Raw genomic sequence first — 22,524 nt, 5'->3', positions numbered from 1 at the left:
TTAGGGTTTTATTTTCCCCCACCGCCTGCTATCAGGCGGTTTTTTTTTATCAATACCCGGTATCAGATAGCGATATCGAACATCTGGGTCTTGGCTAGCAGGCAGTACAGCTGGCAGTCACTGTTGACGCCGAGTTTCTCCATCGCCCGCAGCTTATGGGCACTGACGGTTTTATTGCTCAGGTGCATCTGCTGCGCTATCTCTGTCAGGTTCAGTCCTTTACACAGCATACGCAGCACGTCGATTTCACGCGGAGAAAGCTCCTGCCCGGCCTGTTTATCGGCCTGGAACAGCGAATTCATTAGCTCGCGCTCGATATAAACCTCACCGTTCATCACGGAACTCAGGGCGCGACTTAGGGTTTTTTCACAGGTATCCCGGCTGATGTAGGCCTTCGCCCCGGCTTCCAGCGTCATGCGGATTAGCTGGGTGTTTTTATAGGGAGAGAGAACAATCATTTTCAGCTGCGGGTATTTACGGTTGAGCCACTTAATAAGCAGCACGCCATCCATACCGCTGAGAGGGTTCGGGCTTGGGCGGGTCGCCAGCGAGAAACCAAGAAACAGAATATCAATCGCCTGGTCAGCAAGCAGCGTCAGTAATGCCGAGGGGGATGCTGTATCACCCGTTACGCTAAACTCGGTGCGGGCGAGGCTGTCGCTGGACAGGGACGGCATATTCATGATCATCGACATGACGCCGCGGCGAATAATAGTATGCTCATCGGCAATAGCGATACGAACACTCATAGTAGTTTCTCCGAAAACGAGGGTGACGATGCGGATTACGTCGTCGAATGCGAAGAAAGATACCGATTCCGTTGAGAGCATTCTTTAGTACTTGTCAGATAATTCCTCCAGCGCCGTATCCAGGCGCGTCAGGCTGTCGTTCATGAGTGCCGAAAAGCGTTCCGCCAGCGTGGAAAGCTGTGTCTGTTCTACCAGCCCCGCACCGAGCAGATCGGGTAGCGCTTCCATGGCCTGGCAGCGGCGAGTCGTTTCACGCAGAGAAAACAGGCTCCATGAAGCCTTCAGCCGGTGGGCGAGTTTGCTCAGTGCCTCGGCGGAGGGCGCTGAAGACTGGAGTTGCCGGAGATCCTGTTCGAGGGCGTCACGCATCTGCTTGCGCATAAGCGCAATCACCTCAGGCCGGCCATCGGCCAGCTGATAGAGACCGTTGAGATCGCAGGCATCATCAATTGGGCTGGCATATTGCGCCAGCGCCTGCTGAAGTTCTTCTGTGGTAAGGGGTTTTCGCAGCAGGCCGTCCATACCCGCGTGGCGGGCACGATCGTTTTCTTCCAGCAAAGCATTGGCGGTGCAGCCGAGCAGGATGCCGGGGGCGGGGGCTATGCCCGCGATATCCTGCACCAGCAGCAGCGTGGCCAGCTGATAGCCGTCCATTCCCGGCATCTGGCAGTCGGTAATCAGCACATCCACCGGGCTACTTGCCAGCTGTGCCAGCGCCTCGCTGGCGTTTTCGCAGGCAATCACTTCCTGGCCCAGCTTTTCCAGCTGCAGGGTGAGCACCGTTAAGTTAGCCGGAAAATCATCGACAATCATGACGCGGCGGCGGGGCAGTGGGGCAGGTTCCGCCGTGCTGACCATCACATCCTGCGTCCTTGCGGGCTGTAGCGGCAGCACGACCGTCACTTCTGTGCCTTTGCCCTGTGCGCTGGTGAGGGTCATTTTGCCGTTCATCAGCTCTACCAGCTGATAGCAAATGGCGAGCCCAAGTCCGCTGCTTTGTGGCATGGTCGGATCGCTCTGGAACCAGGGCTGGCCTATCGAAGGCATCGCGTCCGGCGGAATGCCGATCCCGGTATCGGTAATGCGTAGCTGAAGCTCTTCGCCCTCAAGCCTTGCGTAAAACCTCACCTCTCCCTCGGGAGTGTATTTGATGGCGTTGCCAAGCAGGTTGGCAATCACCTGGTTAAGGCGGGATTTATCGAAGTAGAACACGCCATTTTGGGGAACGTCCAGCATGGCCTGCCAGCGCAGCGCTTTGGCGGCGGCGCTACGCGCGAAGATCTCCTCGCTGGCGTGCAGAGTTTGCCAAAGGGGATGCGGCGCCTGCTCCAGCCGCAGCTCCCCGGCTTCTATACGAGAAAGGTCGAGGATATCGCCGATCAGATCCCGCAGTAAGCCTGCGCTCTGCCAGGCGATGGCGAGGCTATCGCTGCGGTCTTTTTCCAGTTCCAGTAGCCCAAGCACCGAGTTAAGCGGCGTACGAATATCGTGGCTCATGCGGGCAAGAAAGTCAGATTTCTCGCGGCTTGCGCGTTCGGCCTGCGCAAGCGCCTCGTTCAGGGCTGCGGTGAGCGCGGCTTTCTCGCTAATGTCCACCCAGCCGCCGACAATCCCCTGCGGCCGTCCAAGATTGTCGGTATAGCGGCATAGCCACCAGTAAAGCGTGGTGTCAGCAGCGGAAATGCGGGTTTCCCCCGTAAGGGGCTCACTGGCGTTAAGCAGCGTAAGCCGCTGTGGAAGGACCAGATTATCGGCGAGTTCGCCAAGCGGCAGGCGGGCAAACGGGCTTCCTTCTTCCGGCGTGTTCACCAGCAACGGGGAATGAATAAAAGCATCGTTATAGCGAGTGAGGCGGCCAGAAGGATCGCAGACAAACAGCGGTACCGGCGCATTATTCATCAGTGTTTGCCAGAGCGACAGGGCGTTGTGCAGCGCCGAAGTGTCCTGTTCCCGCTGGCGGCGCTGTCGCTGTGCGGTACTCCAGGCAACCAGTGCAATCAGCGCCGCACAGAAGGAGACGACGGCCAGCATAATAAGCCACAGAGAGCGGTCCGGCGTAGGCACCTGTTCGTTAAGTACCGCCAGTGGTTTTGCCCGGTGGCTAAAAATATCGGCCTTGGTCACGGAGGCCAGTATCGCGCTCACCCGCCTGGCATCGGCCAGGTTTGAAATGTCCGGCTCAAACCACAGAGGCGTGTCCGGCAGGCCCAGCGGCGTGAGCTGCAACGCGGTATTCCCGCGCTGGCGCAGGGCATAGTTCAGCGCATAAGCATCACCCGCCAGTCCGTCGGCGCCGCCCGCGCGCATCAGCTCAAAGCCCTGAGAAAGATCTTTCACCAGAACCAGGTTTTCTGCCGGTATTTGCTGGGCCAGTAGAGGGGCCAGTGGAGAATGGCGAATCACCGCAATGCGCCGGCTACGCAGCGCCGGTAAGGCTCCGGGAAGCGCTTTATCCAGCGGGCTAACCAGCCCCCAGCTCAGCGCGTCAAATGCAATCGCGCCCGGTGCCGGTGAGGTCTGGCTGGCAACAATCTTTAATCGTGTCCGCTCGCCTTTAGCAGGCAGGCCGGTTAAAGGCGGGTCGACCCCAAAAGAGAGGCTAAAGTGATTGGCGGGAAATAGGCTAAGCAGAAGATCGTACCAGACACCGTGAATATGCCCGTCAGCCGTCAGCTGCATCAGCGGTGCGGGCGCAGGAGGAAGCAGAACCTGTAAAGCAAGACGAGGCGCATTTTCGCTGGCGGGTGGGTTCCTTGCGCTGAATACGCTGCCCGCGGGTAAAAGCCATTTCTCCTCAAGCCAGTGGGCATCTTCCGGGTTCAGGGTGCGAATATAGGCGTTGAGTTCAGCCAGCGCGTCGGTGCGGTCGGGCAGCGCCCAGCCGCGGAAGTGAAGCGGCGCCAGGTTTTCTTGTGGTTCCAGCAGCAGCGTGGTCGCGGGGGCGCGAGTAATCCAGGTTCGCAGGATAAATTCCGGCGCGATAAAGCGTCTGGCCTCCCCAAGTATCAGCCGCTGGATGTTATCCCCGGTGGCGGCGGATGCCGCCAGCGTACAGGGTGGCGTTAAATTAACCGGTAGTTCGGGAAAGCACAGGGTTCCGCCGGCACCGTTTTTCATGGTCAGAGAGGCCAGCGGAAAAGTAAGCATCGGCTCACTGGGGTGCAGATATTCCGCCGGGGAGTGGTCCGCTATCAGTACGTCAATCTGCCGCCGGTTAAGGGCTTCGGTGCCTTCAGATGCAGAGGCAAAGCGATGGATCTCCGGTTCGGGGGCGTTGCTGAACAGAATGCTTAGTTCGTCATCAAGGATACCCGGCGTGCCGTTTTGCGAGACAAACGGAGGCGCCGCGTGCAGCAGGCCGATTCTCAGCGCGGCCGCCACGGCCTGCGTGTTTATCAGGAGTACGAGCAGCAGCGCGATCGGCCCTCCTTTACGCATATTAACTGTCCAGCCCAAGGCTTTGAGCACACTGGAACAGCTCAAAGTCGCTGGAAGCCCCGAGCTTGCGCATGGCGCTGTTTTTCTGCGTGCTAATGGTTTGTTTGGTGCGGTTAAGCTGCTCGCTAATTTGGTTCACCGTCAGGCCGCGCAGCAGCAGGCGCAGAACTTCGGTTTCCCGCTGGGTGAGCTGGACTTCTGGTTTTACCGGCGCCACATGTCCCTGGCGCGTGCTGTGCAGGGTCTGTACCAGGTTAGTCGACAGACTATTTTTGCTGAGAACGGCGTGCACCCCGCAGCGGCGCAGCGAAGCGAGTAGTTCAGGGTTGGTTATCATGGTTACCACGACAATCATGCTTTCCGGATAGCGACGGGCGAGGGTTTGGATCATCGTTAACCCGTCCGGGTAGTGCTCTCCGGGCATACTTAAATCCGTGATGATGATATCCACGGGGGATTGCGCCAGTTTATCCATCACCTCATCAGCGTTGAGTGCTTCATGGACAATGCGATAGCGGTCGCTGCGCGTTTGCAGAAGCGTGCGTAAGCCCAGTAAATAAACGGGGTGATCGTCGGCAATCAGAACGGTTTTTTGCATCACATCCGATCCGGGAAAGAGGCAAGTGCCTTAATGATAAAAGGCTGATCCTGAACAGGGTCAGGTGCGTTATTCACTACAGTTTAGACCGACGGGGAAGCCGCTGTACAGATGGCTTGCTCAGATGAGCAGTTCATTAATACTGCCAACGCCGAGTTTCCTCAATGCATTGTTTTTATGATTACTGATGGTTTTTATCGAGACCGACAGCTCCTGGGCGATGCGGTAGATAGGAAAGCTCCGGCAAATGAGGCCGATAATCTGGCTTTCTCTTCGGGTCAACAGCCCTGGATGGTAGCTTTGCAGCGTTGCTTGCTGGTGGAGCCGGTCAAGCGTTATGCCCAGACTTTCCAGATTCATGCTCCTGGCGCCGTGTGACCAGCAGCTAAATGCGGGGATGAGTTTTTTGCGGTTGTCGTAAAAAATGAAGATTTTGGCAAGCTGCTGGTTCAACGGAAAGCAGAGGCTCTTTTTGATGAATTTTTCACTGCTGCCATCGAGCAACAATATATCGCCGGGGAATATCTGGCGATAGACAAAATGCGGTTCCCACTTTTCCCAGCCGTACGCGCACAGGGTCATGTTCTCTTTGCGGATGAGCCCATTCAGGCCGACGGCAAAATAGTTGTCGTCTGAAAAAAGATAAATAGCCATAGAACCCCAATCATCCTTAGTTTGGAATATTAAACGCGTGGCAATATTTCATTCGTGCATAAACATAACATAGATATAACTTGCTGCAGGCGGGGCGACGCTATTCTCACACTATGCCAGACGGATTTTTATCTGAGCATGGGGAATGTCTCGTGGCAGAGCGAGAACTCGCAGGACGGACTGAGATATTTCTTCATTGAAATTCATTAATTCTTGTAGGAACAGGATTATAATCAGGTATTACTCATGAAATACTGATAATAAAATCAGGGTGAAGACCAGGTATTCTCAGGAAACTCATTGATGGAAATGGGGGTGAGGATAAAGGCTCTATCATTTATGTGGGGATATTGTTACGGTACGTCATCAATATTCACACCAGAGCCGTAGAGAGAAAAAATGCGGTACTCAGACAAATTATGTCTTATTCAGGCTGAACGAATTCAGGTATTCGCAATAAAACCGTTAGCCCGATAATTATCCAGGACCTTTCCCGTGAATCGCGAAGAAATATCTCTTTCAGCTACCGTGACGTTCGTACCGGAGAAATCATGCCTGGCCAGCCGGGAATATGGCGATATTCATCTTACGCCCAATGAGCGACGCCTGCTGGAGCTGATTATCAGCGGTAAATGCAAAAAGGAAACCATATTCGAGGAGATATGGCATAGCCAGGGAACCATCGTCAGTGAATCCAGCTATCACCAGCTGATAAAAATGCTGCGCCGCAAGCTACAGTATGCGGGGCTACCGGGGAGTATCATTAAAACGATCCCACGTTATGGGATTGTGCTGGTGCCCTGTGAATCACCGCCGGAGGTCATTGATGACGATGTCGTGGCGTGTGAAGTCGAATGCGTAGATGACTGCCTCGGCGAGGAGCCAGTAAGCATGCCTGCCACCGGGACGCGTGCGCTGCTTCCGCCGTTTAGCCCTTTTTACTCCCGGGTGTTGGCGGTCTTTTGTGTCGCGTTGATTCTCCTCCCGCCGGTTATCGTGCCGTTTTTGATGGAGAAGCCCCGGGCGTTTCAGGAGCAAGTCTTTCTTGACGGCGTAACCTTTCATTTCTCGTCCCGGCGCAGCGTTGACCGTGCTGTGCTGGTACAGAAGCGGCACGCGTTACCTGAGGGAATTAATAACGTCTACATTGCCTCTAACGGGCCAAAAGTCTTTGTTGCTCAGTGTGAGGGGGAATTGACGAAGGAGGGAAAATGCAGCTACGAATACTATTCTTCGTACTGATAGCGGGGTTTGCTCTGTGTATTGGTGGGGCTCTGGCTTATATGAGTTGGGGCTATTTTGATGCCCAAAGAACACCGACTGAACCGTGCAGCAGCGTCATTCATGATGGACGTTTTATTGATGAAAATCTTGAGCACTACCGTTTTAATGGCGTGATTACCTGGTGGCCAAAACTGTCCCGATTAACGTTGTTTGGTATCAAGTCAGACACCGCGGGGGACAAGGTTTTCAATCGTTCACTGGTGCTACAAGGGGTGAAGCGAAAAGGAAGTGTGGTGCACGGACGCGTCGCTGAACTAAATATTGCACCTGGCGATCAGTTACCTAAGAAAATGTTTTTGATAAGTGAAAGTAATCAAGATCTGGCGTTGTTATTTAAACCTATTAATCAGGGGCGCTGGCTGATGATGATTAATGATAATTGGGTCATGATGTGTGAGTACAAATAAGTTTCCGGCCTGTGGTGATAAGACCTTTCCAGGTGAATACGTTTAATATCTGCGGAAGGTCTCAGCCATTCTCCTGTTTTGCTATAGATGAATTTCATACCCTCAGGGAGAATATTCATTAACAACATTACAGGACGATTATGTTGAAGAAAAAAAACAGCCGCTTAAATGCCATTACCCTTGGACTGGTATTAAGCGGGCTGCTGGCGAGCGCAATGAGCTTTGCCGCTGCACCAGACGCCGCGTCTCAAATGCCTGATATCAGCCAAAAAAAAATCCTCGTGGGCTACTGGCATAACTGGGGAACTAACCCGGAAGAAATAGACAAGGCGCGTGGCTACCAGGGTGGTCTGCCTTCGGATATGAGCCTGCGTGAAGTGCCGAAAGGCTTTAACGTGGTGAACGTGTCGTTTATGAAGGTGATGGCCGGGCAGAGCGGCAATATCCCAACGTTTAAGCCTTATAACGCCAGCGATGAGGCGTTTCGCGCCGAAGTCGCCGAGCTCAATGCTCAGGGGCGGGCGGTATTGATTTCACTCGGCGGTGCGGATGCGCACATCGAGCTGCACAAGGGGCAGGAGCAAGCCCTGGCGGACGAAATTATTCGCCTTGTTGAAACCTACGGCTTTGACGGGCTGGATATTGACCTGGAACAGTCGGCCATCACCGCGGCAGACAACAGCAGCGTCATCCCGGCGGCGCTGAAAAAGGTTCGCGCTCACTATCAGCAGCAGGGTAAGCACTTCATTATCAGTATGGCACCTGAGTTTCCTTATCTTCAGGCCGATCGCGGCGTGAATTATAAGGCCTATTTGCAGAATCTGGCCGGTGCCTACGACTTTATCGCCCCGCAGTATTACAACCAGGCCGGTGACGGCGTAAACATGAGCACCCCTGAAGAGGTGGCGGAAGTCGGCGGCTGGTGGCTGCCACAGGACGTGCAGGGGGGGTCAAATGCCCGGCAGAAAGAGCTGTTCCTCTACTATCTGACCGACAGCCTGGCAAACGGCAGCCGTGGCTATGTAAAAATTCCGGCCAGTAAACTGGTGATTGGTCTGCCGGCCAATGCCGATGCGGCAGGCTCCGGATATGTGAAGGACGCCCATAGCGTCTACAACGCGCTGGCAAGGCTGGAAGCGGCCAATGAGCCGGTGAAGGGGCTGATGACCTGGTCAGTGAACTGGGATAACGGCACCACCAAAAGCGGGCAGCACTATGGCTATGAGTTCCTGAACCGCTATCAGAGCATTCTCGATGGCTCGCTGCCGGATGAAAAAGAAGACACCGAATCCCCGGATCAGGTCCAGGGCGTGAAAGCGACGTTAACGGGCAGCACGGTGGCGCTGGATTGGCAGCCTACTCAGGATAACGTTGGTGTGGCAGGCTATACCGTCTGGCGCGATTTGGAGCAAATCGCAGATACCCGGGATACGCACTGGCGTGATGCGAAGGGTGAACCAGGAGCAACCTATCGCTATACGGTTATTGCTTATGATGCGGCCAATAATTTTGCGGCACCGAGCCAGCCCGTCATTGTGACGCTACCGGGGGACTGGGACGATAACGATGACGACGAACAGGAAAGTGGCGTAGCGGCCTTTACGCCGGGCAAAGCCTATGCGGTGGACGACAAGGTACTGTACGGCGGTAAAGTTTATCGCTGTCGAAGCGCCCATACCGCTGCCAGCCACTGGGCGCCGGATCAGGCTCTGAGCCTGTGGGTCGCTGAGTAAGTCTCGCACGACGTCCGGCCCCTGATAACGGGGCCGTTTTGTTGATTACGCCAATTTTTACAAGGTTACAGAGTATGCAATCTCATTCGGCAACTGCCCTACGCTACGATCGTTTCACACGTATCCTTCACTGGGTTGTCGCGACGGTCATTATCTACGCGATGTGCATGGGGTACATTCTGCACGCGCTGGAAGGCACGCGGTGGTTCACCTTTTTCTCCGTACTGAATATGTCCCTGGGCACTATTGCTACGCCTATTATGCTGGTGCGTTTTGCCTGGCGCTTTTTCCGGCCCTCTGTGGCCTGGCCTGACAGCATTTCTCAGCGCAAAAAGCAGATGGTGGTTTTTATTCATGAAGTGTTCTACCTGACCATCATGGTGGTGCTGGTGAGCGGATTCCTGATGCTGCAAAAGGATTACCACCTGTTTGGTTTACTGCCCGTCACGCGTCCTATCGATGTTCCGGTAATCAACCACTTCTTCTTCGTTATCCATCGTTATAGCTGCATTTTGCTGGGCGCTATCCTGGTGATGCATGTCGCTGCGGTACTGAAATATACCTTTAGCGGCAAGCCGGAGATCCTGCGGCGCATGCTGTAAACCGGCCGTGACTTACCGGTGAGGAAGCGACGGGTAAAACGGGCTTATTCCACCCGTAAGATGCGGCTCGCCGGGGATCCGTAGAATGGCCAACAGGCAACGCGCCTGTTGGCCATTAAGCCGTTGTACCGTGAGGACTTGTTCGAACATCGGCTCCTCACTCCCGGCGTGCCAGTGGAGAAATGCTGACATAAAGGGTTCATCGCAATGGGCCTCCAGCAGCTCAAGCGTACTGATGCTCTGGCTTTCACCGGGAAAAAGGACTTCGGTATTACTCTGCCAGTGCAGCGTTCTCTGCGACATCTCCAGGCGGAACAGTATTCCGCTGCCGGTAAGGGCAAAGCGGGCCAGCAGGGTATCGGTACTTTTCGCCTGCCGCTGCTGGCGGCGTATCCAGCGCTGGTACTGATGCAGGCAGCCGGCAAGCATGGCTGAAAAGACCAGGTACCACTGTGCCTGCCAGATAGCCGGTAGCACCGCCGGCGTCAGTGCGAAAAAGATCCCTTCACGCTGCTGAGTGGCCAGCACCACGATCAGGTATTGCACCACCAGCAATACGCCAAGGCCGCGACCGGAAAGCGTAAAAACGCTCAATAGCAGCAGGGTAAGCTGAATAAACAGAGAGTTAAGCCCCATCAGCAGATGCCCGAGTGGCGTTAAAAATAGCGCGAGTTGTAATGCTGCATTAGCGGCAATCACCACCAGCGTCTGCCGGTTTCCCAGCGACTGGCGAAGCGAAAGGTGTGATTCACTGTGTTCGCGCAGAAACGGCAGCATGACCAGCACCCCCGTGAGGGCGCCCAGCGCCCAGGACAGCAGATGCAGCGGGGCGACCGGGTAACCCGCCAATAGCAGGCAGGCGCTGAGCAGAGCACTTCCGCAGAAGGTGCACAGGATCAGCAGTGATACCCACGCCAGTTCACGGGCAATAGGGTGCTGGGCCGAGGGGGCCCATAGCAGCGGTGCACTGGAGCGAAAAGTGATGACAGCAAGCGGGAACACCACAACATCGAACACGGCGAACAGGCTTGCGAGCGAGAGTGGGCGGCCTATCCATACGCCCGCAAAAATATGCAATAGCCCGGCGGTGAGCAGCCATAGCGGCCAGTCGCGAACCGGCGTTAACCAAAGTACGGCAAACAGCAGCGAGGCGGGAAACCACAGCGTTGTTGAAAGACTCCAGGCGTCCCGGCTGTGGAAGCTCTGCAGCGCTAGCAGGCTGTACAGGCCTGAAAAAAGCACCCAGCGGATAATGGTGCGGGTCATCAGCGTCGTTCTCCTGCCGTTGCTATCTCATTTATAGGGTAGTTGATAATGCCCGGGGGGAAGCCCCGGAGCGGAGCGTGATTTTCCGCGGGCATTATCAGCAAAGATTATTCAACCATCCTGCAATCGTGCGTTCAGAGGAACCTATGCTGGTCAGTTTTTTTATCTTATCAGGTGCCATTCTCGGCAGCTTTTGTAACGTTGTTATTTACCGCCTGCCGCGCATGCTCTACGGCGAAACGGCGCTCTCGCTGTCTTGGCCCGCTTCCCATTGCCCACACTGCAAAAAGCCGATTAAGGTGCGCCACAATATTCCCCTTTTCGGCTGGCTGCTACTGCGAGGCCGTTGTGCCGGGTGTGGGCAGCCCATTTCACTGCGCTACCCGCTGGTGGAGGCGCTGCTGGCATTCCTTTACGGGGCCATCGTTTGGCAGCAGGGCTTAACGCCACAAAGCGGCGTTGACCTGTTGGTGGTGACGCTGCTGGTACCGCTTTTCTTTATCGACCTGCAAACCATGCTACTGCCGGACCGACTCACGCTGCCGCTGCTCGTTGCGGCCCTGTTGCTTGCCGCCAGCGGCTACGGTGCCGTGACGCTGCCTTCGGCGCTGCTTGCGGCCGGACTGGGGTTTGGTGTGCCGTGGGTACTCTCTTTGTTATTTCACCTGCTGCGTGGGCATGAGGGGATGGGAAGGGGAGACATGAAACTCCTGGCTGCATTAGGTGCCTGGCTGGGGCCGCAGGCGCTGTTGGATGTTGTTGCTGCATCGACGCTTTTGGCGCTTGGCGCGGCGCTGGTTCTGCTGCGGGTGAAGCCTGGTGAGCCGTTTCCCTTTGGCCCTTATCCCATTATTGCCGCGCTGGCCTGGCTTCTGATGGGGCGCTAAAACGTCAGGCAAAAAAAGACACCGGCTCAAGGGGCGCAGCCGGTGTCAAAGGGTAGCAAGGTTTTATTTTCCGCCCGTCATGCGGGCGGTGTTTGGTGGGTTACTGTTGTTTCCACAGACCGCTCTGGCCCGGGACATTGTTCTGGGAGATCCACTGGCTGGCTTTCCAGGTTTTGCCTGCATGGCTGACCACGTTGCCGCCGTCGTAAACCATCGTGGAAAGCCACGCTACCGGGTTAGCGTTGTTGTGCAGCTTCCAGTCGGCACCTTTGCCTGGTTCGGCAGTTGTCCAGTTACGGGCGATGTAGTTGGTCCCTTTCCAGCTGACGGTATTGCCTGCGGTATAGGTGTCACCGGCAACCCAGGTGGCGTAGTCGCCGGTACCAGGCTCATCTTTTGCCGTGACTTTCAGGTTGACGGTCCCCGTGGCTTTACGTTCGCCGTTATCCAGTTCAGCGGTCACTTTCACCTGATAATCGCCCGCAGCCAGGCCGCTCTTCACATTGCCGCTCTGGTCGATGCCGGTGACTTCAGTGCCATTTTTGAGCAGGGACCAGCGGTAGCTCACGCTGCCCTGGTTGTAGTCAAAGTTGGCTTTGGCGGTGAATTTGCCACCTTTATCCGCAGCAATGCTTGCCGGGCCGGTTGGTGACACCTGCGGAGCAAGCACGCTGACTTTCAGCGTGGCTTTTCCGGAAGGGCCATTGGCGCTGGTGCCGGTCAGTTCGAAGGTCGCCGTTGCGCCGCCGTTCACGCCGCCAGGTACACGGATCTGGGTTTTCGCTTGGTTTGCCGGGCTTGCGGTGATGCGGGTATCGCCTGCAACCTGCTTCCACTGCCAGGTTACGCCGGACTTGTCGCTGCTGCCGGTGACGGCATAGCTGTAAGTGGCGCTGGCGGTAGCAATCGGATCCAGGGTGTAGCGGTCAAGGCTAATCACTGGCGTTTCCGCGTTAGCGACGATTTCAATGGCATAGCCGTAGCTGCTATTGCTCACGAAGACCTGGTTGTTGCGCGGCATCTGTTCGTTAAAGCTAATGTTGCCGTCAGACTGCTTTTGACCAATCTGCAGCTCATTGCTGTGGTCACGGTTAAGCTGTTTACCCAGCTCAATAACCCACTGGTTGTTGTTGATGTTCTGCGCGGTGATCGCCAGGCTGACATCGATCAGGTTATCGCCGCGGGTGCCGCCCATCAGGCGGAAGCGTACTTTTTCGCCAACGGCCGGTTTGTGGGCGTTGGTGATGAAGTCACCTTTTTGCGTCCAGCCGCTTTCGCCGCCTTCTTCCTCTTCACCGCCGCCGCCAGGAATTTCTGATCCGTCACGTGATTTGATGTTCACGTCGCTACAGTTATAGAAACCTTCACCTACCGCATCAATACGTTGCCAGCGGGTAAAGATCACGGCTTTGCCGACGCGGTCTTCCGGGATGGTCACATTCACCGTGTGGCGAACGCTTGGATCGCCAGAGGCGATATCAAATTTCTTCAGCAGCTCTACGTCATTCCAGCCCAGCGCTTTTTTGCTTGGGTCCACGTTTTTCTTGTTGATATAGAATTCAATGAAGGACGGAGTGTGCTTCGCGGTGTAGTAGTAGGTCATGCCGACCTGGCCATGCGCGTCCGGCTGAACGGTGGTGGTGGTCCAGTCTGAACGCGGCAGGTTAAAGCCCGCGAAGCCCAGATTGCTGCCGCTGCACAGCATGCCATCACGGACATCGGTCTGCTCCACGGTGTGAGGGGCTTTGGCAAAACCGGTAAAGCCGTTCCAGTTGTCGAAGGCTGCCTGAGCCGACGGGCTGTTTTCAAGCGCGGCTTTACAGGCGGCGCTCTTCATTGAACCAGGGTTCCAGTGGCCGCCCTGGGTATGACATTCCCACTGACGGGCTTTAGGGTTCTCCATGGCGCCGTGGCCGAAGGCCGGGCCGGAGAGGGAGGACATGGCAAGGCTACCGATGACGACAGCCAGGATTTTTTTCTGAGGTAAGATCATGAACGTTTATCCTTGTTCAAAGTGCATCGAAAATGACGCAGTAACGTTAACGATCCCGGGGGCAAAGCGGTATGAGATTGCAGCATAAGAGGTTGAGAAAATTCTTTTTCGCAAAATGGTTTGTTTATAATTGAGGTTAACTAAGAAATTTCTGCTGTTAAAAGGCCAAAGCCCGGCATTTGCCGGGCGAGGTTTAATTGCTTATTTACAGCTGTTATTTGCCGCGTCTGCGCTGCGCCATGCGCCCCACATACCGCCTTTACCCGGCTCTTCCTGGCCCGCATTTACGTACCATTGGTTGAACCATGTCTGGCCGTTGTGGCTGACGCGCGTACATTTCACCGGGTAGGCAATGCGCGGATTATAGGCATCGGCATCTTCCTCCGGGATATCCGGAATGGTGGCTTTATTTACCGTTACGGTGATTTCGCTGGTGTCTTCACTGCCGTCTTTACCTTTGACGGTTAAGCGATAAGTGACCTCCCCCTCAGTATTAGCCGGGATCAGCGCGCGTGCGGTTGGCCCGTCAACCTGGCGAACCCAGGCTCCGGCGTGCTTTTCCTGCAGCCAGAATGTGCCTGCACCTTTGCTGATGGTCCAGCGGTACGAGACGGCATTCTGACTGGCGCTGGCATCAAGCGCGTAAGCACGTGAGGCGTCGCTGGTGGCTGTAACGCTAAAATTCTGCCCGGCAACCGCAACAGGTTTGTCCTGACCGCCGTCATCTTTAAGCTCCATGATTTTCTCAACCGCCCTGGCCATGTTCGGGTGTGTGCCGACTTTAGCGGAGTCTCCGGCGACAAGAGCGGTTCCGGTTTCCTGGAGGATCTGGCGCATTTGAACCGGTGAAACGGTGATGCCGTGGGCTTTAGCGATGCCCGACAGGCTGGCGACCACGCCTGCAATAATCGGGTTTGCCGAAGAGGTGCCGGAGAACGAGCCGGTGTATTCCGCATTTTTGGCGTTGTGCAGACCGCCGTAGCCGGTGGTTACCACATCCCAACAGCCCCAGCTGGCGCTGGTGACGCGGGCTCCCCAGGTGCTGAAGGAGGCTTTTTTACCGTTGTTCGCGCAAAATGCACCCGCAATAATTGCCCCGGAATCACGCTTTTTCACGTCAAACTTGCCGTTAAACGCCGCGTGATCGAGGTTAATGTTACCGTTGCCTGCGGCCTGAATGACATGCACGCCTTTGTCGGTTAGCGCCTTAATCACGTCGTAGTAGGCGGCGGCATTTTCCTGCGGGACGTAACAGCTGGAGGTGCAGCCGGTGATATCCCCGCCGCCGGTTTGCATCCCTATCTGCACCACATCGCCCGCGCTGAGGCGTGGGATCATGTTGTAGAGGTTATTGGCCTGCCACTTCGAATAGCCCATGCGGACATTCCAGCTCAGGCCACGTATGCCGGTGCCGATATCTTTGGCGGCCATAATACCGACCGAGCTGGTGTCGTGATCTTCCCCGGTGTAGGTTTTGTCGCCTTCATGGAAGCTCACTTCCGGCAGATTGACGTGGCTGCTGTTCCACGGGTTGTTTTCCATCGAAACCAGCGACACGCCGCTGCCGTCATGCCCGGCATATTGACTCACGCTTGCACGGTTCACGCCGCCCATCGCGTAGTTTGGCCGTTTTTCACCCGGCGCGTTGGCATAGTCCTGCTGGGATCGAAAGTCTGGTACGCTGGCCTTCGGGCTGGTGCTTAATGCGTAACTTAGCCCGCTTTCCTGCGGGCGCTCAGCGTTTTCAAGCCCACGCTCAAGCGATACAGGAATGGACTCAGGGTAGACCAGCTCAACGTTGTCCTGCTGCGCAAGTTTACCGATGATGCCGTTGATGTAGTCGACATCATGCTGTTTGCTTTCTGGCAGCTCGACCCGCAGATAGCGGTCAAAACCATAACGTTCGTTCAGCGTCGTCATTTCGCTCAGCTGCGCCCCCCGCAGCCCGGAGGCGTTAAACAGTGGGGAAATCGCTAAGGTATTATTCCGTAATTCAGGAAAGGCTGATTTAATCTGTAGGTTATTATTGGGTTTTAATTTCACTATTACCGAGATATAAGAGGTGCCGGCCCACGCTTTTTCATACTCGGCATGACTTTCCGCCAGCGCTGAAAAGTTGAATGAGGCGCAAATAAGTAATGCTAATGCCGTTTTATTCATGAAATTCCATCCGTAGTTAAATATCCATAATGCTAACTTTCGTGGATACCCTAGCCTGAATGGTCAAAATAAAAGAATAAGAAACCCCCTTCACAGAATAAGAAAAGACTCGGTCGAGGCCTGGAGTTACCTGCTCTGAAAATACACGGCGGGATGAAGTTCAGACAGTTGTTGTGAGTTTCCTGAGGCGTTACAGACATTCGCTTCGGGGTGGCGGAGTGCGTTGCAGGCCAGTGGCGAGAAGGAATTTATTCTCATTTGCAGTAGGCAGCGTTTTAACTCTCGCGAAGTCGTTGATATGACAGGCACTGATTTTTATGGTGTGAGATATTTTACGTAATTAAAAATCATGATCTGGAAAAGCTGAGGCTTACGTGAATATTCAGGAATAACTCCTTAAAACGCTATAGAGTCCGCGAGACGTTACGTGTCTACTCCTGCCTGAAAGCGTTACTAAAACGCAGATGTCATTTCAAGGTAGAAAATTATGACCAGCACACAACAATATTCTGTGCGCCAGCGTTTTTCCGTCTGGATAATATTATCGCACTATATTTTTTCGTTATGTCTTTTTACTATTCCTCAAGGCGTTCGGGCGCAAATGCTACCCGAAACACACACACAAAATTACATCCTTTATCATAACACGGCGCATAAAAGCTGGCAGCAAATCCAGCAGGAAATCGCCCCGCAAATCGACAATCTTGAGCAACAACAACAACAGCTGGCGCAGCAGTATGGGCTCACCCTTAACGAATGGCTGTTGCTGCCGGATACCGGCCCGCAGACCCGGCGTTATCCGGCGGTGAAGCTGGTGAACGTCGGAGAAGATGAGGACATCACGAATGTTGCCTTCCATTATCACATCTCCCTTGACGCGCTACAGGCGCTGAATGGCCGGGTAAAAACCCCGGAGCAGCTTAAAACCCTGGCAGGCCAGTGGATAATTGTGCCTCAGGATCACGATACACGCACGTCCGACGCCGCGGCAGCCGGTAATGATGAGAGCGGACTGCGTGACCGGATGGCCTCGACATGGGGGAACGCTCAGCAAAACGGCGCGGGCAATGCGCTGCGCGCCACCGCCAACAGTACGGTAAACGCTGCGTTAACTCAGGAGGTCGAGAACTGGCTGAAACAGACGGGCGGCAAAGCCCGGGTAACGGCGGATGTTGGCCTGGCCGGAAACGACGGCCGTGATTTTGGCCTGGATTTCCTCTGGCCGGTAAAAATCTGGCAGGACGACATTCTGTTTACCCAGATGAGTTCCCATCGCTGGAACGATCGCAACATGCTCAATCTCGGCATCGGCTGGCGGCATACCTTTACGCCGCACCTGCTGGCGGGCGGCAACGTCTTTTTTGACCAGGATATTACCCGTCATCATAACCGGCTGGGACTGGGGGGCGAGCTGTGGAGCGACAGAATGCGCGCGTCGGCAAACTACTATGTCCCGCTAAGCGGCTGGCGTCATTCGAACGACAACGTCTTTAATGACGACCCCGCACGCTATGAACTCTACGAGCGTGCGGCCCGTGGCTGGGACATCAATGTTGAAACTGCGCTGTCTCAGCACGTCTCCGCAAACGTTGGCTGGTTCCAGTGGTACGGTGAGAAAGTCGACGTTAACGGCAGCCGCAGCGAAGCCAGCCGCAACCCACACGGCCTGAATCTTGGCCTGAACTGGCAACCCGTGCCGCTGCTTGGCATAAGCGCCGAGCAACACTTTATCAGTGGTCAGAGCGATAACTTTGCCGTGGGTGTTAATTTCCACTGGGAGTTTGGGCGCAAATTATCAGAGATGCTGGCGGCTGAAAATGCCACGGCAATGCCGTCGTTGATGCAATCCCGCACCGAGTTTGTCACCCGAAATAACAATATCGTGCTGGCCTACAAACAGAAAGAAAAAGACTGGCGTCTGTACTTCGTGCCGACGGAGCGGGCTACCCAGGTTGGCGTTCCGCTGCTGCATGCGGTGAAGGGGGGGCAAGGGGGCGTCGTTCGTTATGCTTCGTCGAACGCCGCGGTGGCTTCCGTGGATGAAGCGAGCGGCCAGGTCAATCCGAAGCAGCGTGGCGATGTCATCATCACCGCGACCGAAACGGCTCCAACGGACAGCGAGCGGGTATTTAGCTCTGCCAGTTACCATCTCACCGTGATGCCGGGTGATTTTGCACCTTCCGTAACCGGGGTGACTATCGACGGTGAAATGTCGCCGGGTAAAACGCTGACGGGGAGTTACACCTACGTCAGCAACGAAGGGGAGGATGAAGACGAGACCCAAACGCAGCTGCGTTGGTTTGATAAAGCCAGCGGTAAGTTACTTAAAGAAGGCAGCGCCAGCTGGCAGGTCAGTGCGGAAGATATGAGCAAAACGCTTATCTTCCAGGTGACGCCGGTTAATAAAAAAGGCGTTGCGGGTGAGCCGGGTGCGGCGGAAGTGACCGGCAGTGCCGAGATCGCCTTGCTGCGTATCGATCACCTGTTGACTCCGGGGGAAATTCGCCAGGACGGCAGCGTGAAATTCTTCGCCGAAAACGATGGCGCATTATTGCTGCTGGCGCAGGTGACCGACGGCAAAGGTACCCCTCTTGAGGACCAGCGCGTGTACTGGCAAAGCCAGAATGTGCTCGGTGTGCTGTCACAGAATAGTGTTCGCACGGATGCCCATGGCCAGGCGCTGGTGAAGATAACCGGGATCATGGACGACGGCCAGGATCAGATAGTGGCCTCTTTGATGTCGCCGGTTGCAGAGTTCAGCAGCGCCGCCGCCGGGGATAATTCGTCTCAGCAAGAGACGATGAAGCTCAATGTAGACTTCTCACGCGCGCTGTCTATTCACTTCTCCCGCTCACCGAAACAGGCTGAAGTTGCCACAGACCAGGAGTTTATCCTCGACGTAACCGATCAGGATGGCGCCCCGATGATTGTTCCGACGGCGGTAACCTGGAAAAGCAACGGAGAAATCCACAGCGGTATGACCGACGATCAGGGGCACGCTTCGATGACCCTGACCGCGCCGCAAAAAGTCGCGGATGGCTGGGATGTTAGCGTAGACGTTGGCGACGCGAAGGCCTCTGCTCCTGCGATTGCGCTTGAGGCGGGCGCCGTCGCGCGGGTCGATCTTGATGTGCCGGACAGCGCGGTAGCTGGCAGCAGCGATGCTGAAGTCAGCGCCGGGCTTTTCGATCGCTTTGACAATCCCGTGACGCTCCGTAAACAGGCCATTGACTGGCAGATCTCGGGGAGCGATTTCAGCGGTCCGGCCAGCGGCGACAGCGACGCCGGGGGCAGGGTGAGTGCAAAAGTGACCATTCCAAAAACGGCACCGTCCAGCGTTGAAGTCAGCGCAGGGAAGGCATCGAAAACGATGCAGATCGTCGTCGGTAAGGTGGACAGCGTTGAGCTTACCAGCTCGCCAGATACGCTCAACGCGAACGGAAGTAATACCGCAACCCTGACGGCTACGGCGCGGGATGCGCATAACAACGTGGTGCAAAATGCGGCCGTCGTGTGGTCAACGCAAACGCCTGATTTGGGCACGCTGAGCCATCAGGTCAACACTACCGATCGGGACGGTAACGCGACGGCGATATTGACTACCGCTACGCTCGGCGGTACGGCAAAAGTCACGGCAGAGATCGAGGGGAAAAGCGATCGGGCCGATCTGACGCTGAACGGCATCCCGGTTGTGACAAGCGTGACGCTCGACAGAACGAAAACCCTCAAAGTGGGGGAGACCGTTCGCGTTGCAGATTATCAGGTAGAAGAAAACGGCAGCGGTGCCGTAGAGATGAGCTGGCAGTGGACCCGCGACGGCAATCTTATTAGCGGAGCCAACGGCGACAGCTACACGTTAGCGGAGGCGGATACCGGCACGCAGCTCGCCGTTCTCGCCTGGGCGACCAACAATGCGGGTAACAAAGGGGGGAAAGCCTCGGACAAAACCGACAAGGTTATTGGTCTTGTGAATCAGGTCATCGTGACGTCTGACACCAGCAGCGTGAACGCCGACGGCAGCAGTACGTTGACCTTTACGGCGCTGGCGCTGGATAAAAAAGGCGTGGCCGTTCCCGGAGAAACGATCGGCTGGACGGTAGATAAACCGTCGCTGGTAACGCAAAAAGAGAGCGACACCGAAACCAGCGCTGAGGGGAAAGGTAAGCTTGAGCTGATAGCCCGACACACCGGCGGCGATTTCCTCGTAACGGCAGCCATTGGCGGCAAAACCGGCGGCTATGACGCCACGCTGAAAGGCATTCCGGTTATCACCCGCGTTGCGCTGAATAAAACCAGCGGGCTTAAAGTGGGTGATACCGTGAGCGTGTCGGATATTGCGGTCGAAGAAAACGGCGGTGGTGCAGTGACCTACAGCTACCAGTGGGGGCGTGATACCGGCAGCGTTTCCGGCGGTATTTCTGGGGCAAAAGCCCCGAGCTATACGCTGACCGAGGCCGATACCGGTGCACAGATTTTTGTCTACGTCACGGCAACCAACGCGGTTAAAAATACCGGTTCTCTCGGTTCGGAGAAAACACAGTCTGTGATTGGCGTGGTGTCGACGGTATCCGTAACGCCCAATGTTGATGCCATAAACGCCGATGGCAGCAGTAGTGTGATCTTTACTGCAGAGGCGAAAGATAAGAACGGTGTTGCCGTTCCCCGGTCGGCTATTCACTGGAGCATCGATAAACCGGCGCTGGTCACTCAGGGCGAGGCGGAGGCAGAAACCGATGCCCAGGGGAAAGGGACAATGGCGATTTCAGCGCTGAATATGGGCGGTGTTGTCATGGCTACCGCAACTATTGGTGCTAAGCAGGATACAAAAGCCGTGACGCTGAAGGGGATCCCAACCATTGAGCGCGTCACGTTGAATAAAACTTCAGGGCTGAAAGTCGGTGAAACGCTCAGTATTAACGATCTGATCGTTAATCAAAATGGCGGCGGTAACGTAACCTATACCTATCAATGGGGACGTGATAGTGGCTCAGTATCAGGAGGAATTAGTGGTGCAACGGGAGCAACCTATACACTGACGGATGCTGATACCGGGATGATGATCTTCGTTGACGTTTACGCGACCAACGCCGCGGGGAATTCAGGGTATGGACATTCTGATAAAACCGATGCGGTCATTGGGACTGTTGCGAATATTCTGGTTACCGCCAGTGCTGATGTTGTGGATGCCAACGGCAACAGTAAACTGATCTTCACAGCAAAAGCGACGGACAAGAGAAATGTGGCCGTTCCAAACGAAGCGATCGGTTGGTCTATTGATAAACCTTCGTTAGTGACTCAGGGAGCAACGAGCAGCACGACAAATAATCAAGGTGAAGGAACGATGACCGTTACGACCACTCAAACGGGCGGTGCCATTACGGTAACCGCAACGGCGGGAGGAAAAAACGGGAGTGAGGGTGTTCAGATTAACGGTATCCCTGTGGTCACAGGCGTGACCTTAGATAAAACCAGCGGGTTGAAAGTCGGTGACACCGTGAGGGTTACCCGGGTTGATGTCGATGAGCGTGGCGGAGGAAGCGTCACTAAAGCCTATCAATGGGGGAGAGATTCAGGGACGGTTTCAGGAGGCATTGGTGGGGCCAATAAAGACTCCTATACCTTGACTGACGCTGATGCGGGAAACAGCATTTATGCCTATGTGACTGTGAGAAACTCCGCGGGCAAGACAGGGGATGCGTCCTCCGTTAAAACGGCCAAAGTAATTGGTAAGGTCAGTCGTGTAGCGGTTACAGCGGATAAAAGCTCGGTCAATGCGGACAGCAACAGCACCGTAACGTATACCGTGACGGCATACGATAAAAATAACGTTGTGGTGCCGGGAGAGGGGATCGTCTGGTCTATCAACACACCAGCCCTGGTTACCGCAGGAGCGAAATCAACGGTCACGAATGCCCAGGGGCAAGGAACCTATACGTTGACGACGCGTGAAACGGGTGGGAATCTGCAGGTTTATGCCAGCGTTAATGGTTATCAGGACTCCAGTACGGTTTCGCTTAAAGGGGCGCCAATTGTGGAATATGTTGCTATTACGCCAATGTCGAACCTTAAACCGGGCATGACGATAAGTATTGATTCGTCCAATACCCGTGTAAACCAGAATGGCGGCGGAGCAACCAATTGGTCTTACCAATGGAAGCGTAATGGATCGGCGATTTCCGGGGCGACCTCGAGTCAATATCGTATTCAGTCCGGAGACACCGGATATGGTCTTTCATTAACGCTGCAAGCCACTAGCCCGAGTACGGGGCGATCGGGAAGTAATAGCTCTAATCAGTCGGAGCGTGTTCAGGATCCCGTGACTTATAGCATTACTCGGGTTAAGCATTATTACTTCTATAACTTTGTTGCCCCATGGGTTTATGAACCGGCGGTCAAAGTGGAAAACAATAAAGGAAACCCTGTTTCTGGTGTAGAAGTTTGCTTCAAGGTTTACCGTGGCTCGATCCCAACACCGGATGGCATGCCTATCCCACCGTCACAGGCCGATTTCCGTAAAACAACCGGCAGTGATGGCGTGACGGGGTACGAGAAAGTGACCGGAACCGGGACGCAAAAACTGCATCTCAGGGCCTGGATCTGCTCCACGGGTAAAATGCCTGGCACCTCTGTTTATATGGGTGACGGTAACAAAGACTGGTACGACGCACCTTCAGACTGGAGAACGACGGTAAACCAGAACTAACCTTATTAAGGTCCTGATGAGCCGATCGTTAATGAGCCCTGCTGCGTTTA

At 55.2% G+C, this 22,524-nt stretch carries 13 protein-coding genes; 6 read left to right on the top strand and 7 right to left on the bottom strand.

What is annotated here, in order from left to right:
- Positions 1–62: 62 nt before the first annotated feature.
- The 4 genes from VGM55_RS04125 to VGM55_RS04110 all read right to left on the bottom strand — a co-directional run bounded on the left by VGM55_RS04125 (position 63) and on the right by VGM55_RS04110 (position 5,439).
- On the bottom strand, positions 63–749 hold the full coding sequence (locus VGM55_RS04125; protein ID WP_154188656.1) for a LuxR C-terminal-related transcriptional regulator: 687 nt from the start codon (positions 747–749) through the stop codon (positions 63–65).
- 84 nt (positions 750–833) lie between these two features.
- Positions 834–4,187, bottom strand: coding sequence for an ATP-binding protein (locus tag VGM55_RS04120; protein WP_331634655.1), 3,354 nt, complete (start codon positions 4,185–4,187; stop codon positions 834–836).
- A gap of 1 nt (position 4,188) precedes the next feature.
- On the bottom strand, positions 4,189–4,785 hold the full coding sequence (locus VGM55_RS04115) for a response regulator (RefSeq protein WP_154188654.1): 597 nt from the start codon (positions 4,783–4,785) through the stop codon (positions 4,189–4,191).
- A gap of 120 nt (positions 4,786–4,905) precedes the next feature.
- Entirely contained in the window at positions 4,906–5,439 is a 534-nt protein-coding gene (locus tag VGM55_RS04110) for a response regulator transcription factor (RefSeq protein ID WP_154188653.1), read from the bottom strand.
- Between the two features lie 495 nt (positions 5,440–5,934).
- On the opposite strand from VGM55_RS04110, the gene VGM55_RS04105 reads away from it, so the two are divergent.
- From VGM55_RS04105 to VGM55_RS04090, 4 genes are all read left to right on the top strand, one after another.
- On the top strand, positions 5,935–6,681 hold the full coding sequence (locus VGM55_RS04105) for a winged helix-turn-helix domain-containing protein (protein ID WP_154188652.1): 747 nt from the start codon (positions 5,935–5,937) through the stop codon (positions 6,679–6,681).
- Complete coding sequence (locus VGM55_RS04100; RefSeq protein WP_154188651.1) at positions 6,651–7,130, top strand: hypothetical protein; 480 nt, start codon at positions 6,651–6,653, stop codon at positions 7,128–7,130. Before VGM55_RS04105 ends, VGM55_RS04100 begins: the two co-directional genes overlap by 31 nt.
- A gap of 140 nt (positions 7,131–7,270) precedes the next feature.
- Positions 7,271–8,863, top strand: coding sequence for a glycosyl hydrolase family 18 protein (locus VGM55_RS04095; protein WP_331634654.1), 1,593 nt, complete (start codon positions 7,271–7,273; stop codon positions 8,861–8,863).
- Between the two features lie 74 nt (positions 8,864–8,937).
- On the top strand, positions 8,938–9,465 hold the full coding sequence (locus VGM55_RS04090) for a cytochrome b (protein WP_154188650.1): 528 nt from the start codon (positions 8,938–8,940) through the stop codon (positions 9,463–9,465).
- A 12-nt stretch (positions 9,466–9,477) separates the two neighbouring features.
- Here the strand turns inward: VGM55_RS04090 and VGM55_RS04085 are convergent, their stop codons facing one another.
- Positions 9,478–10,731 carry an MASE1 domain-containing protein gene (locus tag VGM55_RS04085; protein ID WP_154188649.1) on the bottom strand — a complete coding sequence of 418 codons (1,254 nt, stop codon included), beginning with the start codon at positions 10,729–10,731 and terminating at the stop codon, positions 9,478–9,480.
- A gap of 146 nt (positions 10,732–10,877) precedes the next feature.
- Between VGM55_RS04085 and VGM55_RS04080 the strand changes: the two genes are divergently transcribed.
- Positions 10,878–11,618, top strand: a complete 741-nt coding sequence (locus tag VGM55_RS04080) for a prepilin peptidase (RefSeq protein WP_154188648.1) — start codon at positions 10,878–10,880, stop codon at positions 11,616–11,618.
- A 100-nt stretch (positions 11,619–11,718) separates the two neighbouring features.
- On the opposite strand, the gene VGM55_RS04075 is transcribed toward VGM55_RS04080, so the two are convergent.
- Complete coding sequence (locus VGM55_RS04075; protein WP_331634653.1) at positions 11,719–13,611, bottom strand: lytic polysaccharide monooxygenase; 1,893 nt, start codon at positions 13,609–13,611, stop codon at positions 11,719–11,721.
- A 201-nt stretch (positions 13,612–13,812) separates the two neighbouring features.
- Positions 13,813–15,771 carry a S8 family serine peptidase gene (locus VGM55_RS04070; protein ID WP_154188646.1) on the bottom strand — a complete coding sequence of 653 codons (1,959 nt, stop codon included), beginning with the start codon at positions 15,769–15,771 and terminating at the stop codon, positions 13,813–13,815.
- Between the two features lie 601 nt (positions 15,772–16,372).
- Here VGM55_RS04070 and VGM55_RS04065 point away from each other — a divergent pair.
- A complete protein-coding gene (locus tag VGM55_RS04065) occupies positions 16,373–22,474 on the top strand; it encodes an Ig-like domain-containing protein (protein ID WP_331634652.1) in 6,102 nt (2,033 codons plus the stop codon).
- Positions 22,475–22,524: the final 50 nt, after the last annotated feature.

This window comes from Cedecea sp. (assembly GCF_036500665.1).
Taxonomy (GTDB): Bacteria; Pseudomonadota; Gammaproteobacteria; order Enterobacterales; family Enterobacteriaceae; genus Cedecea.
Note: the sequence above shows the minus strand (reverse complement) of the source record. Positions and strands in the feature narration are given on the sequence as shown.